The 15,576-nt window shown below is 73.2% G+C and carries 13 protein-coding genes; 5 read left to right on the forward strand and 8 right to left on the reverse strand.

Going from position 1 to position 15,576, the window contains the following annotated elements:
- Window positions 1–14 precede the first annotated feature (14 nt).
- From ACBJ32_RS23935 to ACBJ32_RS23950, 4 genes are all read right to left on the reverse strand, one after another.
- Window positions 15–155 carry a hypothetical protein gene (locus ACBJ32_RS23935; RefSeq protein ID WP_357870972.1) on the reverse strand — a complete coding sequence of 47 codons (141 nt, stop codon included), beginning with the start codon at window positions 153–155 and terminating at the stop codon, window positions 15–17.
- A gap of 50 nt (window positions 156–205) precedes the next feature.
- The gene (locus ACBJ32_RS23940) at window positions 206–2,695 is read right to left on the reverse strand and encodes a PEP/pyruvate-binding domain-containing protein (RefSeq protein WP_375128588.1); all 2,490 of its coding nucleotides are present in this window, start codon (window positions 2,693–2,695) and stop codon (window positions 206–208) included.
- Window positions 2,696–2,707: 12 nt separating this feature from the next.
- Window positions 2,708–3,415, reverse strand: coding sequence for a TetR/AcrR family transcriptional regulator (locus tag ACBJ32_RS23945; protein ID WP_375128589.1), 708 nt, complete (start codon window positions 3,413–3,415; stop codon window positions 2,708–2,710).
- Window positions 3,416–3,508: 93 nt separating this feature from the next.
- The gene (locus ACBJ32_RS23950; RefSeq protein ID WP_375128590.1) at window positions 3,509–8,476 is read right to left on the reverse strand and encodes a tetratricopeptide repeat protein; all 4,968 of its coding nucleotides are present in this window, start codon (window positions 8,474–8,476) and stop codon (window positions 3,509–3,511) included.
- 123 nt (window positions 8,477–8,599) lie between these two features.
- On the opposite strand from ACBJ32_RS23950, the gene ACBJ32_RS23955 reads away from it, so the two are divergent.
- Window positions 8,600–9,145 carry a hypothetical protein gene (locus tag ACBJ32_RS23955; protein WP_357870961.1) on the forward strand — a complete coding sequence of 182 codons (546 nt, stop codon included), beginning with the start codon at window positions 8,600–8,602 and terminating at the stop codon, window positions 9,143–9,145.
- Here the strand turns inward: ACBJ32_RS23955 and ACBJ32_RS23960 are convergent.
- Complete coding sequence (locus ACBJ32_RS23960; RefSeq protein WP_375128591.1) at window positions 9,142–9,645, reverse strand: DinB family protein; 504 nt, start codon at window positions 9,643–9,645, stop codon at window positions 9,142–9,144. The two genes, ACBJ32_RS23955 and ACBJ32_RS23960, sit on opposite strands and share 4 nt — an antisense overlap.
- 95 nt (window positions 9,646–9,740) lie before the next feature.
- Here ACBJ32_RS23960 and ACBJ32_RS23965 point away from each other — a divergent pair, with 95 nt between their 5' ends.
- Entirely contained in the window at window positions 9,741–10,067 is a 327-nt protein-coding gene (locus ACBJ32_RS23965) for a hypothetical protein (protein ID WP_375128592.1), read from the forward strand.
- A 79-nt stretch (window positions 10,068–10,146) separates the two neighbouring features.
- A complete protein-coding gene (locus ACBJ32_RS23970) occupies window positions 10,147–10,818 on the forward strand; it encodes a DUF6766 family protein (RefSeq protein ID WP_375128593.1) in 672 nt (223 codons plus the stop codon).
- On the opposite strand, the gene ACBJ32_RS23975 is transcribed toward ACBJ32_RS23970, so the two are convergent.
- Window positions 10,791–11,591, reverse strand: coding sequence for a 1-aminocyclopropane-1-carboxylate deaminase/D-cysteine desulfhydrase (locus ACBJ32_RS23975; RefSeq protein WP_375128594.1), 801 nt, complete (start codon window positions 11,589–11,591; stop codon window positions 10,791–10,793). The two genes, ACBJ32_RS23970 and ACBJ32_RS23975, sit on opposite strands and share 28 nt — an antisense overlap.
- A gap of 43 nt (window positions 11,592–11,634) precedes the next feature.
- Between ACBJ32_RS23975 and galK the strand changes: the two genes are divergently transcribed.
- The gene (gene galK / locus ACBJ32_RS23980; protein ID WP_357870947.1) at window positions 11,635–12,750 is read left to right on the forward strand and encodes a galactokinase; all 1,116 of its coding nucleotides are present in this window, start codon (window positions 11,635–11,637) and stop codon (window positions 12,748–12,750) included.
- Window positions 12,751–12,753: 3 nt separating this feature from the next.
- On the opposite strand, the gene ACBJ32_RS23985 is transcribed toward galK, so the two are convergent.
- The gene (locus tag ACBJ32_RS23985) at window positions 12,754–13,521 is read right to left on the reverse strand and encodes an enoyl-CoA hydratase-related protein (RefSeq protein WP_375128595.1); all 768 of its coding nucleotides are present in this window, start codon (window positions 13,519–13,521) and stop codon (window positions 12,754–12,756) included.
- A gap of 51 nt (window positions 13,522–13,572) precedes the next feature.
- Here ACBJ32_RS23985 and ACBJ32_RS23990 point away from each other — a divergent pair, with 51 nt between their 5' ends.
- On the forward strand, window positions 13,573–14,346 hold the full coding sequence (locus tag ACBJ32_RS23990) for a tyrosine-protein phosphatase (RefSeq protein ID WP_375128596.1): 774 nt from the start codon (window positions 13,573–13,575) through the stop codon (window positions 14,344–14,346).
- On the opposite strand, the gene ACBJ32_RS23995 is transcribed toward ACBJ32_RS23990, so the two are convergent.
- Window positions 14,254–15,396, reverse strand: coding sequence for a nitric oxide synthase oxygenase (locus ACBJ32_RS23995; protein ID WP_357870938.1), 1,143 nt, complete (start codon window positions 15,394–15,396; stop codon window positions 14,254–14,256). The two genes, ACBJ32_RS23990 and ACBJ32_RS23995, sit on opposite strands and share 93 nt — an antisense overlap.
- Between the last annotated feature and the right edge of the window lie 180 nt (window positions 15,397–15,576).

Below are 15,576 nucleotides of genomic sequence, written 5' to 3' on the forward strand. Positions count from 1 at the left end.
GCAGCCCGGTCCCCTCACGCCGCGGAGTCCTCCTCATCCTCGATCTCGTCCCCGCCATGGCTGCGGTCAAGCGTCTGCTTGGCGGCCCTGAACCGGGCGCAGCGCGCCTCCAGCTCCCGCTCGTCTTCCAGGATCCACTGTTCGATCATGGTCAACGAAGTGATCACACGCCGGCCGGCGAGCGGGCCGACTTGACGCAGACTTTTCATCCCAGCAACTCGACCGTTCCCCGCTCGCCGTCCACCCTGATCCGGTCGCCGTCGCGCACCCGCATGGTGGCGTTGCCGGTGCCGACCACGGCCGGGATGCCCAGCTCCCGGGCGACGATGGAGGCGTGCGAGAGCGGCGCCCCCATGTCGGTGACCACGGCCGCGGCGCGCGGGAACATCGGGGTCCAGCCCACGTTCGTCAGCGTCGTGACGAGGATCTCGCCCGGTTTGAGACGCTCGCCCTCCTCCGGCCCCGAGATGACCCGGGCGGTGCCCTCCACCACGCCTGGCGCGCCGGGGAAGCCGGTGACGGTGTCGCTGACCGGCGCGGACGCGCCCCGCGCGTCGTAGATGTCGGCCCGTCTGGCGGGGTCGGCGGCCCAGCGCACCGGGTCGAAGCGGCCCACGATCAGCGCCGGGTAGGGCGGCAGCGAGGCGTACCGCTCGTACGTGGCCCGCCGCACCGGCGCCTTCTCCAGCACGGACCGGTCGCCGCGCAGCAGGGCGAGCAGCTCGGGCAGGTACAGGAAGAACACGTCGTCGCCGGCGCCGGTCAGCTCCCCGGCCCGTACGACGAACGCGCGCAGCACCCAGAACGCCCGGATGTTCTCCGACCGGGCGGTCTCCCGGTCGCGGACGACCGCGTTCCACCGCCGCACCCTCTCGCGCATCCGGGCCTGCTTGCCGGGGTAGCGCTGCGCGAAGCGCGCCCACGCCTGCTCCCTGGCCGTGCGCTGCCGCTCCAGCAGCGCCTCGGTGTCGGCCCGCGGGTCGCGCAGGCCGGCGAGCTGGGTGTCGATCCACACCGGGTCCTCGCCTGGCCGGGGGATCGAGACCTCGAACTCGTGCGGGCCGCGATGCCCGTACCTGCGGGCGAACTCCTCCCTGGTGATCTCGCCGCGCGCCAGCCTGGACAGGCCCATCACCGGCCCCATGCTGGCCAGCTCGCCCTCGGCGTTGACGCCGGTCAGCATCGCCTCGGCGTCCACCTCGCCCATCAACTTGCGCAGCCGGTCGCGGGTGTAGACGAGCGCGGCGCCGCCCTGGCGGCCCGCGGCCTCCAGCATCTGGGAGGAGGTGACCAGGTGCGGCCCGATCTCCCGCTCCCACAGCCCGGCCAGCTCGGCACCCGACCCGGTCGCGGCGACGCGCTCGCGCAGTTCCTCGCACTTCCGCGGCGAGCCGGCCAGGAACTCGGGCATGTGCGCGAGATGCCGGGCGACGCGGCGCCGGATGCGGATCGCCATGGGCACGACCGTCCTGATGAGCCGCCACCGCGGCACCGGCACCAGCGGCACCTCCAGCCCGGGCGGTATCTTGCCGAAGACCTGGTCGATCACGCCGAGCCTGCTCCTCATGCCCAGGGCGGCGGCGATGGAGTGGACGATGCTCAGGTTCATGTAGAAGCGCCCGCCGATGTTGCCCACCAGGTCGAAGCCGGGCAGCGTGGAGGCCGACATGGCCTCCTCGATGAACCTGCGCACGAACGACCACGTGATCGGGGTCATCACGTCGGGGATGGCCTCGCCCAGGTTGCCGCCGGTCCACAGGTAGTCGCCCTTGAGGCTGTCGTTCCACTCCTCCAGGCGCGGCTTCAGGCCGGTGATCGGGCGGGCCTGCACGATGGCGAACGTGCCCGCGCGCCTGGTCCACTCCACGTCCATGGGCGTGCCGTACAGCTCCTGGACGCGGGCGCCGAGCGCGGCCAGCTCCAGGGCCTGGGCGTCGTCCAGCACGGGCGCGCCGCGCAGCTCCTCGGGGACCGGCCGCTCCTCGGTGCCGCCGGCGGTGCGCACGGTCATGACGGCCTTGTCGCCGGTGCGCGACGCGGTCACCTTGCCGCCCGACACGGTGATCGTGTCGGGGGTGACCAGGCCGCCGACGACCGCCTCACCGAGGCCCCACGAGGCGTTGATCACGGTCTCGTCGCGGGCGCCGGTGACCGGGTCGGCGGTGAACAGGATGCCCGCCGCGTCGGCGTCCACCAGCTCCTGGACCACCACGGCCAGCGCCACGTCGTCGTGCGGCACGCCGTTCCGGTCGCGGTAGGCGATCGCGCGCGGGTTCCACAGCGAGGCCCAGCAGCGCTTGACCGCGTCGAGCAGGGCGTCGCCCCTGATGTTGAGGTAGGTGTCCTGCTGCCCGGCGAACGACATCTCGGGCAGGTCCTCGGCGGTGGCGGACGAGCGCACCGCCACGGGCACGTCGTCGCCGAGCTCCGCGTACGCCCGCCGGATCTCCCCGGCGAGCTCGCCGGGCATGTCGTGCGCGGCGAACAGCGGCGGGATCCGGGCCGGGTCCTCGGCGGCGGCGCGCAGGATCTCGTCGTGGAACCCGGCCACGAACGCGCGGTAGGCCTCGGTCGTGACGTGGAAACCGCCCGGCACGGGCAGCCCCGCCCCGGCCATCCTGGCCAGGGAGGCACCCTTGCCGCCCGCGGTCGCGAGGTCGGCCGCAGAGTCGTCGAGAGGAAGTACGGCCCTCACTGCACACGCTCCTTAGAGCCCCAGGGAGGTGTCCAGCCTGCGCCGGGCCACCTCCACAGCGGCGTCGAGAAATTCGAGGGTGACCCGCGCGACCGCCTCGGCGTCGGCGGCGGACATCGGGCGGCCGGTGCTCATGGTGCGCTCGATGGTGTCGGCCACCAGCTCCGCGACCCGGTCGTCCGTCGGTACGGCGTGGCCGGGCAGGGACGTCCGCATGAGCAGGAACCCGTAGACGATCGAGCTGACCCTCACCATGTGGTCGCCCGGGTCCTCGCGGATCGCGCCGCGCTCGGCCAGCTCGGCGACGTACGGCTCGAAGACCGCCCCGATCTGCGGCCAGCTCGTGCTGCTGCGCTTCTGGCTGGTCAGCTTGCCGAGCACCTGGGAGTCGCCGGTCAGCACCGCCTGCAGCAGCGGGCTGCGCAGCAGCGCCCGCGAGAACTCGCCGAACAGCTCGCTGAGCGTGGCCGGCGCCCGATCGCGGACCTCGGTCATCATGCGGACCCGCTCGCGGCGCAGCAACGCGGCGAAGATGTCGTCGCGGGTCTTCCAGTGCAGGTAGATGGTGCCCTTGGCGACGCCGGCGCGCTGGGCGATGTCGTCGATCGTGGTCTTGTCGTAGCCCCAGCGCAGCACCAGCTCGGCGAGGGCGTCGAGGATCCGGTGCGCCCGCTCCAGCTGGCGGGCCGGGTCCCGCGGTGGCCGTCCTGCCCTCGCCATGATTCTCACCCCATTTGTTTGACTGGATGAGACTATTTGGTCATTTTATTAAGCGCAAGTTCACCCCGCGGTACTCCCGGGGTGAACCAGCCTTCAGGTGAGCTTGGCCAGCAGCGTCTCGGCCTCGGCGGCGAACGCCGGGTCGCCGGTCTCCACGGCCGTGGCCAGCAGCCGGCGGGCCAGCTCCAGGTCGCCGCGCTCGTACCGGATCTCGCCGAGCCTGCACGCGGCCTCGGCCACCAGCTCGGGCCGCTCGCTCAGGCCCAGCGTCAGCTCGTAGTACCGCAGCGCGCCGTCGCGGTCGCCCAGCCAGTAGCACAGCTCGCCGAGGTGCGCCGCCGCCATGCCCGACTCCGGATCGCCCGCGTCTATGACGCGCTGGTACCACATGAGCGCCTCGGAGAAGTTCCTGTTCCGCTTGGCCAGCGCGCCCAGGTACATCGCGCCCAGCGCGCTGACGTGCCCCTCGCCCTCGTCGACGGCCCTGCGGTACCAGGCGCGCGCCCGCTCCTCGTCCTCCTCGTGGTACGTCTGCCCGAGCGCGATCATGGCCCGGGCCGCGAGGTCGTCGTCGCCGGCCTCCAGCACCCGCAGGTACACCTGCCTGCCCTCGTCCACGTGCCCGGCGCCCACCAGGGTCTGCGCGTACACGCTGAGCGTGGTCGGCTCGCCGTTCCTGGCCGCCTCGCGCAGCGTGCGCAGCGACGCCTCGGTGTCGCCCTGGCGCTCCTGCAACATGCCCAGCAACCCGCCGAACACGCCGGGCGCGGGGCTGTCGGCGTCACCGGCGCGCCGCTCCGCCAGGTCGTAGAACGCCTCGGCGTCGCCCGCCGAGTCGAGCAGCTCCAGCAGCCTGCCGCCGGCGACGAAGCGCACGTCGGGGTCCTCGTGCTCGTTGAGCCGCTCGTACGTGGCACGCGCCGCCGCCGTCTCCCCCAGCTCCGCCAGCCGCCCGGCGGCCTCGATCTCGGTGTACGGGTCGGAGCCCGCCAGCTCGTAGTACCGCACCACGGCCGCCGGGTCCGCGCACCGCCCGCCGAGGTCGCGGGCCCGGGCGGCGGCGTGCTCGCCCATCAGCGACAGCACCTCCAGCGCCGGCCCGTGCTCGCCCCGGTCGCAGAGCTCCTGCGAGATGCCGTTCAGCGCCTCCAGCGCGGTCTCGGCCATGCCGCCCCCGGCCGTGCCGGTGCCGAGCGCGGCGGCGAACGAGCGGGCCGCGGCGAGCGGCCTGTCCTCCTCGTAGGCCCAGACGCCGCGCTGCACGCCGGCCTTGGCCGCCGCGTACGGGTGGCCGGACTCGATCGCCAGGCCCAGCTCCCGCTCGGCCCCGGCCGTGTCGCCCAGCTCGCGCAGGGCCGTGGCCAGGTCGAGCCGCAGGGACGCCGCCAGCTCGGGATGGCCGGCCTCGATGCCCTTGGCGTACATGCGGGCCGCCTCCCGCGTCTCCCCCCGCGCGCCGAGCGCGCCGCCCCACGCCCAGTAGCCGACGGCCACGGTCTCCGGGTCGCCGCTTCCCACGGCGCGCTCCGCCTCCTCGATCGTGGCGGCGTGGTCCTGCTCGTCGAGCAGGTGGAGGAGGAGCCTGCGCAGGCATTCGAGGTCGCCTGCCGCGGCCGCCTCCGTCAGCAGCCGCCGCGCCTGCCCGTCGTCGCCGCGCTCGGCGAGCAGGTCGGCGGCCAGGACGGCGGTGGCGGGCAGCCCGGCCCTGGCGGCCTCCACCGCCCCGTCGAGGTCGCCGCGCCGGTGGCGGACGACCGCGAGGTTGCGCCAGGCCGCGGCGGCCGTGGCCGGGTGGCCGGTGGCGGACAGGAAACACAGCTCGGAGCGGCAGTTGTCGCCTTCCTCCGCGAGCCGGGCGCCGAGGTCGATCGCGGCCTTGGCGGCGAGTTCGGGCTCGCCCTCCTCGATGACCACGCGGTAGAACGCGCTCGCGTGCGGCGCCCTGGCCATGATCTCGTTCAGCGCCTCCGCGCGGTCGGCGGGGGCCAGCCCGGCCAGCAGGCGGCGCACCTCGCGCACGTCGTCGTCGTGCAGCGCGAGCAGCAGCGCGGCCAGCTGCTCCGACCCGGTACGCGCCGCCAGCGCCGCCAGGGCGCCCGGCCTGTCGCCCTCGGCCAGCAGCACCCAGGGCAGCTCCTCGGGGGTGGCGCGGCCGAGCAGGTGACGCGCCACGGCGGCGGCGTGCGCGTCGTCCTCCTGCGCCGCGGCCCGCTCCAGCGCGAAGGTCCCCGACTCGGTGTCGCCCGCGGCCAGCAGGCAGCGGCCCGCCTCCAGCATGACCTCCGGCTCCGTCTCGGGGTCGAGCGCCGCCGCCCGCTCGTACGCCGCCCGCGCCCCCGCCAGGTCGCCGGTCTCGGCGAGCAGGCTGCCGAGCAGGCACTCCGACAGCGCGGACACCTCGGGCGGCGCGGCCAGCATGACCGCCAGCGCCCCCTCGGCGTCACCGCGCCGCCGCAACCACCGGGCCAGCGGCACCGTGACCTCCGCACTCGGCGTCATGGCGGCACCGGCCGCGCGCCCGTGCCCGCCCGCACCTCCCGCCGAGCCGAACGCCTCGATCAGGCGCTCGCGGGCCTCCGCCACGCGCCCGCACTCCACCAGCGACTCGGCGATCAGCATCGTCAGCTCGCGATCGGGGTCGGGCACCCGTGCCAGCACCTCCACCGCCTCGGCATGTTCGCCCAGCTCGCGCAGGATCTCGCCGGCCGAGCGCAGCGCCACGCCGTTGAGGTGCTCGTCGTCGCCCAGCGCCCCCATGAACGCCTCGACCGCCCCGCGCCGGTCCCCCGCGTCGCCGCGCAGCGCGCCGAGCAGGCAGCCGGCCTGCTGGCGCTGACCGGCGTGACCGGCGGCGGCCACCAGCCAGAGCGCCCCGTCGGCGGCGTCGGTCCTGCCGGTGCGCTGCCAGGCGTTCGCGCACTCCATGGCGAGCAGCCCGGCCATCGCCCGCTCCTCCCCCTCGGGGAACGCCCGCGCCGCCGCCTCGAAGTCGCGGTCGAGCACCAGCCTCCCGAACGCGCACAGCTCGCCCGCGCCCAGCTCGAACGCGGCCCGCGCCCCCGCCACGTCGTCCAGCCTGATCCGGTTGAACCCCAGCGGCAGCGCGGCGCGCTCCGGCTCCCCCTCGGCGATCAGCCGCTCGTGCAGCCGGCAGGCGGCGAGCAGGTCGCCCTGCTGCTCGTACACGCCGGTCAGCCCGGCCGCCGCCTCGAACCGCAGCCCCCGGTGCCCCGCCGCGAGTGCCACCTCGTACGCGGCCCGCGCCTGCCCGGGATCCTCCTCGGCGACCAGCCCGCCCAGCGCCCACCCCACCCACGGGGCCAGCGCGGGATGCCCGCCCGCCAGCGCCGCCCGCAACAGCTCTGCCACGCGCGCCTGGTCGGGCAGCACGTCCTTGCAGATCACCGCCGTGTACGACAGCGCCAGCGGGTCACCGCTCCCCGCCGCCGACAGGAACATCTCGCAGACCTCGGACAGGTCGTACCCGATGGAGGCCAGCACCTGCGCGAACACGGCGGTGCCGATGGCCGCCACGGCGGGGTCGGCGTGCCCCGCCGCCTCCTGGTAGCGGGCCAGCCCCTCCTCCCTGCCCAGCCGCTGGTGGTCCAGCATCGCCGCGAGCACCGGATGCGGCTCGTCGACGGACGAGCGCAGCAGGTGCAGCAGGAACGCCGCGTTGAAGCCCTGGAGCACGTCGTCGCCCTCGGCCACGTACGCCAGCAGCTCGTCCGCCTGCTCCCGATCGCCCTCGCTCAGCTCCAGCTTGGCCAGCACCACCATGGCCCGCAGCGACTGGAAGTCCGCGCCGGAGTCGACGGCCCGGCGCAGCAGCCGCCTGGCCTCGGCCAGCTCGCCCGCCTTGAGCGCTTCCATGCCGTCGTCGGTGTCCTGGAGCGCCTGCTCCTCGACGGGGTCGGCCAGCGGCTGCTGCCTGGCGGCGTGGTCGAGCAGCAGCGCGGCCTTGAACGCGGTGTCCTGGTCGTCGTGCCGGGCGGCCAGCTCCAGCAGCTCCACGACGGCCTCGCGCTCCTCGGGGTGCTGGTCGAGCAGCAGGCCGAGCAGGGTGACGCAGCCGGAGGGCCACTCGTGGTCGCCGGACTCCAGCACGGCGCGCAGCGCGGCCAGCGCCTCGGCCGGCTCGCCCGCCTCGGTGTGCATCTGGGCCAGGCACGCCTGCGCCTGCACGGCGAACTCGCGGTGGCCGCTGGCGATCACCCGGTGGAAGATCGCCTTCGTCTCCTCCTCGTCGCCGAGCTGCGCGGTCACCTTGGCCAGCTCGATGAGCGAGGGCAGCCGGAGATCCGGCCTGGGGTCCTCGGCGGCCACCCGGTAGGCGGCGGCGGAGTCCGCGTACTCGCCGAGGTCCACCAGCACCGCGCCGAGCAGCTTGTACGCCATGGCGCGGTGGTCGGGGGAGCCGACGGCGATGGCGTGCTCGCAGGCTTCGCGGGCCGCGTCGAAGTCGCCCTGCTCGGCGTGGAGCTGGTAGAGCTGGAACGCCGACAACGCCACGATCTCCGGGTCCCCGCACGTCAGCAGGGCCCGGTAGTCGTCCTCGTCCTCGGCCTCGGCGTACAGGTCGCGGGCCGAGGCCGGGTCCTGGTCGAACTCGGGCAGCTCCAGCCGCGCGGCCAGCTCGGCCACGGCGGGGCTGTTGCACCTGCGGGCCCGCTCCAGCGACTCCTGCGCGCCCTGCGCGTCGCCGAGCTGGGTCAGCACCAGCACCAGCGCCGTGTCCGCGAGCGCGGCCACCTCGAAGTCGGCGCCGTCGGAGGCGATCATCAGCACCCGGTGCGCCGCGGCCCACTCCTCGGCGCTGACCAGCATCATCCCCATGGCGATGGCCGAGCGCTGCCCGAACACCGGGTCCCCCGACTGGATCACCGACCGGTGCGCCGCCTCGGCGCCCTCCAGGTCCCCCTGCTCCTGCAGCAACCCCGCCAGCAGGTGGGACGCCTCCGGATCTCCGGTGGCCGCGATCTGCCTGAACAGCGCGGCGGCCCGGTCGAGGTCTCCCGCTTTCCAATGATCCATGGCCGCGTCGAGCTGTTCGGACGCCATTGCTCACCCCAGATGTCACCCAACAATGTGAAAAAGCTACAGATGTGTCACCGGCGTCACAGCGCATTCCGAGATCTTGGGTCCGTCCGCGGAAGGGTCGGGGAGCGCCGTAGCGTAGGGGGCATGGGCAAGGCGTTCTGGATCGATCAGGAGTTCGACAGAGACCGTGACGGGCGCTATGCCGTACACGTGCGCAAGAACCTCGACGAGTTCGAGTGGGGCGACATCGCGCCCGTGCGGTTCGCCTGCACGGCGTGGGAGCTGGCCACGCCCCCGTCGCTGACCCCGGGCTTCGTCCGGTGGGACCGGCGGATCCTGGAGGCGAGCTGTCACCGCAACACCTGGGACGGCACCCTCTACGCGCGGGTCAGGATCGCCTCCCCGCTGCCGGAGGAGCTGCGGCGTTCGCGGGCCTGGTGGCGCGACCGCGGGTGGCTGGGCTGGCAGGAGACCTTCGGCCAGTACGTCGAGCCGACCCAGCAGGACCTGGCCCGGCTGCCGTTCCTGCGGGCCTCGCTGCTGGTCGAGGCGCCGCTGCCGCTCGACGATCTGCCGCCGGAGCCCGAGGGCCCGCACATGGAGGTCGAGCAGAGCGCGCACCGCGCGGTGGCCGTGCTGGCCCGCGAGCTCAACGCCCTGGTGGCGCCGGTGCTCGACCAGTTCGGTTAGAAGCCCGTCGCCCCGTCGATCAGCTCGCGCAGGATGTCGAGGTGGCCGTTGTGGCGGGCGGTCTCCTCGGTCATGTGGCCGATGACCCACCTGAGCGTGAGGTGGTTCCCCTTGCTGTCGGCGCCCTTGGAGCGCTCGTCCAGCGCGATGTCCGCGATGAGCTCGTCCACCCTGCGGCTCTGCGCCCGGTACTCCTCCACGACCTGGGCCAGCGGGAGCGCCAGCGACGCGGTGAACTCGGCGTCGGGGTCCTCGTCGGTCCACGGCCCGCGGTCCTCGCCGCCGAGGAACATCACCTCGAACCAGTAGTGCTCGTTCCACCGCAGGTGGTTCACCAGGCCGGAGACGGTCATGAGCGGGGAGGTCGCCAGCGGCGCCCGCCTGGCGTCCTCGTCGCTCAGGCCCTCGCACTTGGCCACGACGGTCGCGCGCGCGTAGTCGAGAAAGGTGATCAGCGTGCTGCGCTCGTCCCAGGAGGCGGGCGTGTCTGTCCTCTGCATCGGACCAGCATGCCTGATTCTTCTGTGGGTAGCAGGGGCTCATGAGGATGGCGCTCGTCGTGCTGACTTTGGCTCTGACTACTGTCGGTTGCGCCGTGGACACGGCTTCCCCCGCGCGCGCGGCCCAGCGCTTCCACGCCGCGCTCTCCGCGCACCAGGAGGAGGCGGCGTGCGCGATGCTGGCCCGCAAGACCGCCGACAAGCTCCCCGACCCCGGCCAGAGCTGCGCCGACGCGCTGCGCGAGCTGCGGCTCGGCCCCGGCGGGCAGGTCACGTCGGTGGCCGTGTGGGGCGAGGACGCCCAGGTACGGCTCGCCGGCGACACGCTCTTCCTGCACCGCTTCAGCGACGGCTGGCGGATCAGGGCCGCGGGCTGCGAGCCGATGGGCGACCTGCCCTACGACTGCGAGGTGGACGACTGATGCGGGTGATGTTCACGCTGACCACTTTGGTGATCGTGGTCGGCCTGGCCTGGTTCTTCGCCCTGGGGTGGTCGAAACTGTGAGATGGCTGAAGGAGAACTCGCTGTCGCTGGCGTTCCTGATCATGTTCCTGCTGGCGGTGGGCGGGCAGGCCGTGGCGGGGATGTTGCAGTACAACGACCAGCAGGTGGCCAACGGGGCCGAGCCTGTCTCCCTGCCGCAGTACGTGGCCTCGTCCGCGTTCGCGGTGAACGTGGCGGAGAACTGGCAGTCGGAGTACCTGCAGTTCTTCCTGTTCATCATGCTCACCGTCTGGCTCGTCCAGAAGGGCTCCCCCGAGTCCAAGGAGCCGCACAAGGCCGGGGCCGAGTCCGACGAGGACCAGCAGATCGGGCAGTACGCCGACGCCGACTCCCCCGGCTGGGCCAGGGTCAAGGGGCTCAGGCTGTGGTTGTTCAGCAACTCGCTCGGGCTGGTGATGGGGACGATCTTCCTGCTGTCGTGGCTGGCGCAGTCGGTGGCGGGGCAGGCGGCGTACAACGCCGAGCGGCTCGGCGACCTGCGGGATCCGGTGTCGTGGGGCACGTACGTCACCTCGCCGGAGTTCTGGGATCGCAGCCTGCAGAACTGGCAGTCGGAGCTGCTGGCCGTGCTGTCGATGGTGGTGCTGTCGATCTACCTGCGCCAGCGCGGATCACCCGAGTCGAAGCCGGTGGGGGCGGCTCACACGTCCACCGGGGTCGAGGGCTGACCGGTGACGACGGCCACGACGCGGGTGCCGGGCGCGAAGGCGCCCCGGCGGGCGAGGTCGAGGATCCCGTAGAGCATCTTCGCCACGTAGATCCGCTCCACCCCGTGCTCGGCGGCGAAGCGCTCCAGGGCGGGGGTCGATCGGGCATACCCGCCGAAGTGGTAGTCCAGGTTGATCGCCCAGTTGGGCCACGTGCGACCGTACGCCTCCCGCTGCAGCCTGGCCACCTCCCCCTCCAGGAACCCGGCCCCCTTCAGCACCGCGAACCCGAGCGCCCGCTTCCCCTCCGGCAGCCCCGCCGAGATCCCCGCCAGCGTCCCCCCGGTGCCCACGGGACAGCAGATGACGTCGTAGTCCTCCGCGATCTCCCCGGGCAGCTCCGCGCAGCCCCGCACGGCCGCCGCGTTGCTGCCGCCCTCGGGCAGGATCACCACGTCGTCGCCCCAGCGCGCCCGCAGCCGCGCCCGCACCTGCTCGGTGTGCTTGAGCCGGTAGGAGGCCCGGTCGAGGTAGGTGAGGGTCATGCCGCAGGCCGCCGCGCGGGCCAGGGTGGGGTTGAGCGGGAGGTGCTCCTCGCCGCGGATGACCCCGATCGTCTCGATGCCGTGCCGCGCCCCGGCCTCGGCCACGGCCCTGATGAGATTGGAGTGGGCGCCGCCGAACGTCAGCAGGCGGGGATGGCCCAGGTTGTGCTTGAGCTTGCGCGGCTTGTTGTCGTCGTGCAACAGGAACACCCGGACCTGACCGAGCCCTGGACTCAGGAGCTCCTCCATGGCGCTAGTCTACGGTCGGGCCTTTGTTGAGGAGTGTTCGGTTATGCGCGTTGTTGAAGCTTTTCGTGCCGCCTTCGGCGCGTCCCCTCAGACCGTCTGGCATGCTCCCGGCAGGGTCAACCTGATCGGCGAGCACACCGACTACAACGACGGCTTCGTGCTGCCGTTCGCGGTGCCGTGGGGCGTGACCGCCGCCCTCACGCCGCGCGACGACGACACGATCCGTCTCCTCTCCCTCCAGTCCGACTCGGGCCGGCCGGTCACCCTGGCGAGCCGCGAGGAGTCGCAGGGCTGGACCCGTTACGTCGTCGGCGTCCTGGCCATGCTCGGCGACCGGGTGCGGGGCGCCGACATCGCGATCGACGGCGACGTGCCCTCGGGCGCGGGCCTGAGCTCCAGCGCGGCCCTCGAGGTGTCGGTCGCCTCGGCGCTCAACGACGTGCACGCCCTCGGCATGACGCCGATGGAGCTGGCCCTGCTCGGCCAGAAGGCCGAGAACGACTTCGTCGGCATGCCGTGCGGGATCATGGACCAGGCCGCCTCGGCGCTCTGCGAGGAGGGCCACGTGCTCTTCCTCGACTGCCGCTCGCTCGGCTCCCGCAACATCCCCCTCGACCTGGCCTCCCACGGCCTGAGCATGCTGATCATCGACACGCAGGTGCACCACGAGCACGCCGGCGGCGAGTACGCCAAGCGCCGCGCCGAATGCGAGTCGGCGGCCCGCAAGCTCGGCGTCGCCGCCCTGCGCGACGTCACCGACCTGGCGGGCGCGCTCGCGCAGCTCCAGGGCGACGAGCGCAAGCGCGTGGAGCACGTCGTCACGGAGAACCACCGCGTGGAGGCCCTCGTCGGCCTGCTCCGCGCGGGCGCCGTCACGGAGATCGGCGCCCTGCTGAACGCCTCCCACCTGTCGCTGCGCGACCTGTACGAGGTGTCGTCACCCGAGCTCGACGTGGCCGTGGAGGCCGCGCTCAAGGGCGGGGCCCGCGGCGCCCGCATGACGGGCGGCGGCTTCGGCGGCTCGGCGATCGCGCTGGTGCCGCTGGAGCGCCTCGACAGCGTCAAGGAGTCGGTGTCGAACGCCTACGCCGAGCGCGGTTTCAAGGCCCCCCGCTTCCTCCCGGCCACGGCGGCCCGAGGCGCCCACCGCGTCTCCTGACCCTCACGGGAGGGGCGGGAAGTTCGGCGGGCGGCGCTCCAGGAAGCTGGCGACGCCCTCCGCGAAGTCGGGCCGCCCGAACGAGGCGAGCATCTCCTGCGTGGCGGTCTTGGCCGACTCCTCCAGCGTGGCGTCCCAGTCGTGCCACACCTGCCGCTTGATGATCGCCATGGACGCCGGCGAGCTGTGGGCCGCCAGCTCACCGGCGTACTCCTGCGCCTCGCGCAGCAGCCTCTCCCCCGGCACGGCGCGGTTGGCCAGCCCCAGCTCGCACGCCTCCCGCCCGGTGAACACCCGCCCCGACAGCAGGACGTCCATGGCCCGCTGCTGCCCCATGATGCGCGGCAGTACCCAGGAGAGCCCGTACTCGGCGATCAGCCCGCGGCGCGCGAAGGCCGTCGTCCACTTGGCCTCCTCGGCCGTGAAGACGAGGTCGCAGACGAGCGCGTGCACCATGCCGAGCCCCGCGCAGGCCCCGTTGACCGCGGCGATGATCGGCTTGCCGATGGTCGTGGGGAAGGTGTTGGGCCGCGGGTCGGGCACCTCGTCGTACGAGCCGCTCTGGATGGCGTTCAGCGTCTTGAAGTCGGCCCCGGAGCAGAACCCCCTGCCCGCGCCCGTGACCACCACGGCACGCACGTCGGGATTCCGCTCGGCCTCCGCCAGCAGGTCGAAGTAGCGCCGCCCCATGGCGCCGGTCCACGCGTTGAGCGTGTCGGGCCGGTTGAAGGTCAGGGTGAGCACGCCCTGGTCGTCGAGAGTCGAGAGCACGAGGTCCACCATGCCCCTAACAGAACCATGTTCTAGGCGGGGAAGGCAAGGATGGAGGGCGTGGAACGCGACCTGGCCTGGGACGGCTGTCACAACGTGCGCGATCTGGGCGGCCTGCGAGCCGCCGGCGGCAGGCTCACCCGCTGGGGAGCGGTGGTGCGCTCCGACACGCCCGACCGGCTCACCGCGAGCGGATGGGCGGCGGCAGCGGCCCACGGCGTACGGACCATCGTGGACCTGCGCATCCCCGGCGAGCACCGCGCCGAACCCGGCCACCGCCCGCCCGGGATGACCGTCGTCAGCCTGCCGCTGGACAGCCGCGACGACCCCGAGCACGGCCGCTACAACGGCACGCCCTTCTACCTGCGCCACCACCTCGAGAGCCGGCCCGACCGCAGCGCGCGGGTGCTGCGCGCCATCGCGCAGGCGCCTCCCGGCGGGGTGCTCGTGCACTGCGTGGCCGGCCGCGACCGCACGGGCCTGATCTGCCTCCTGCTGCTCGCGCTGGCCGGGGTCGCGCCCGAGGACATCCTGGCCGACTACGAGCGCTCCGCGACCCGCCTGAGCGTCCTGTACGCCCTCCTGGGGGAGCCGGACGACGGCCTGCGCGTGCGCGCCCGCCTGGACGCCGCCGGCACCACGACCGCCGCGGTGGTCACCGAGCTGCTGGCGGGCCTGGATATCGAGGAGCGCCTGAGGGCGGGCGGCCTGACCGCGGCCGAGCTGGAGGCGCTACGCGAGCGCCTGACGGTGATGGACGAAGGCGGGGGTCAGGACGCTGGTGTCGTAGTAACGGTGGAAGACGGGCGTGGCGCTGCCGGATAGCGGCGGCACGATCCACGACCAGTCCGCCGGGCAGACCCGGCCGGCCTTCTCCTCCTTCGACAGGTGGGTCAGGAAGCGGCGCGACTCCGTGTGGTGGTCGGTCATCGTGACCCCCGCCCGCTCGAACGAGTACAGCACCGCCACGTTCAGTTCCACCAGCGCGTGGTCGCGCCACAGGGAGCGCTCGGTGGAGGTGTCCAGGCCCAGCCGCTGCGCCACCACCGGGAGCTGGTCGTACCTGTCGGCGTCCGCGAGGTTGCGGGCGCCGATCTCGGTGCCCATGTACCAGCCGTTGAAGGGCGCGCAGGGGTAGCAGATGCCGCCGATCTCCAGGCACATGTCCGAGATGGCTGGTACGGCGTGCCAGCGCAGCCCCAGCTCCTCGAACCACGCGTAGTCGGGATGCGCCAGCGGCACCTCCAGCACGGCGTCCCCCGGCACGTTGCACAGCAGCCGGTCGCCGAACGCCGGCTGGATGACCAGCGGCAGCACGTCGAACCGCCCGCCCCGGCCCCGCCAGCCCAGCGCCGTGGCGGTCTCCGTGAGCGCGACGTTGCGCGGATCCCCCACGACGCCGTCGGGGGTGCGGTACCCGGCGTAGCGGATGAGCTGGTCGTTCAGCAGCCGGGGGCCGCGCAGCGCGGGCGTGTCGGGAGGCAGCACGGTGACGGTGGGCCTGATCTTGCCGTTCCCGGTGGCCTCGCGCAGGTGGGCCACGCATTCGACGGCGACCCCCTCGGCCGTGCTCACCTGCCTGCGGTCGCGCACCTTCAGCGAGCGCCAGTACAGCCGCCCGATGCACCGGCTGCTGTTGCGCCAGGCCACCCGGGCCCCGAACTCGAGCTCCTCGTAGGTGTGCACGTAGGTCCCGTAGCGGGCCACGTCCCTGGCGATGTCGCGCAGGCGCGCGTGCAGCCCTCCCGCCGAGGGGTTCTCGGCGTGGTAAAGCCTGATGAAGCGCTCGGCCTCACGCAGGTCGGTGGTGCGCTCGAGCACCGACTGGGCGGCGAGCACGTCGAAGGGGCGAAGGTTCCTGATCCAGGTACGCACGCGGCAACCAGCACTTCTCCGTCATCGGAGCGCCCCGCCGATTCCGGGTCGGCGGCACGTCCTGGTGATGGCGCCCTCTCCTCGCCATCGACGACTTCCCGCGGCTCCGGCCCGAGGGACCGGCCCTCCCATTTTCCGTACCACGCCCCGCTTTGTCCGCCGAACCCGAAAACGTGTCAC

Source organism: Nonomuraea sp. GTA35 (genome assembly GCF_041950525.1).
GTDB lineage: Bacteria > Actinomycetota > Actinomycetes > Streptosporangiales > Streptosporangiaceae > Nonomuraea.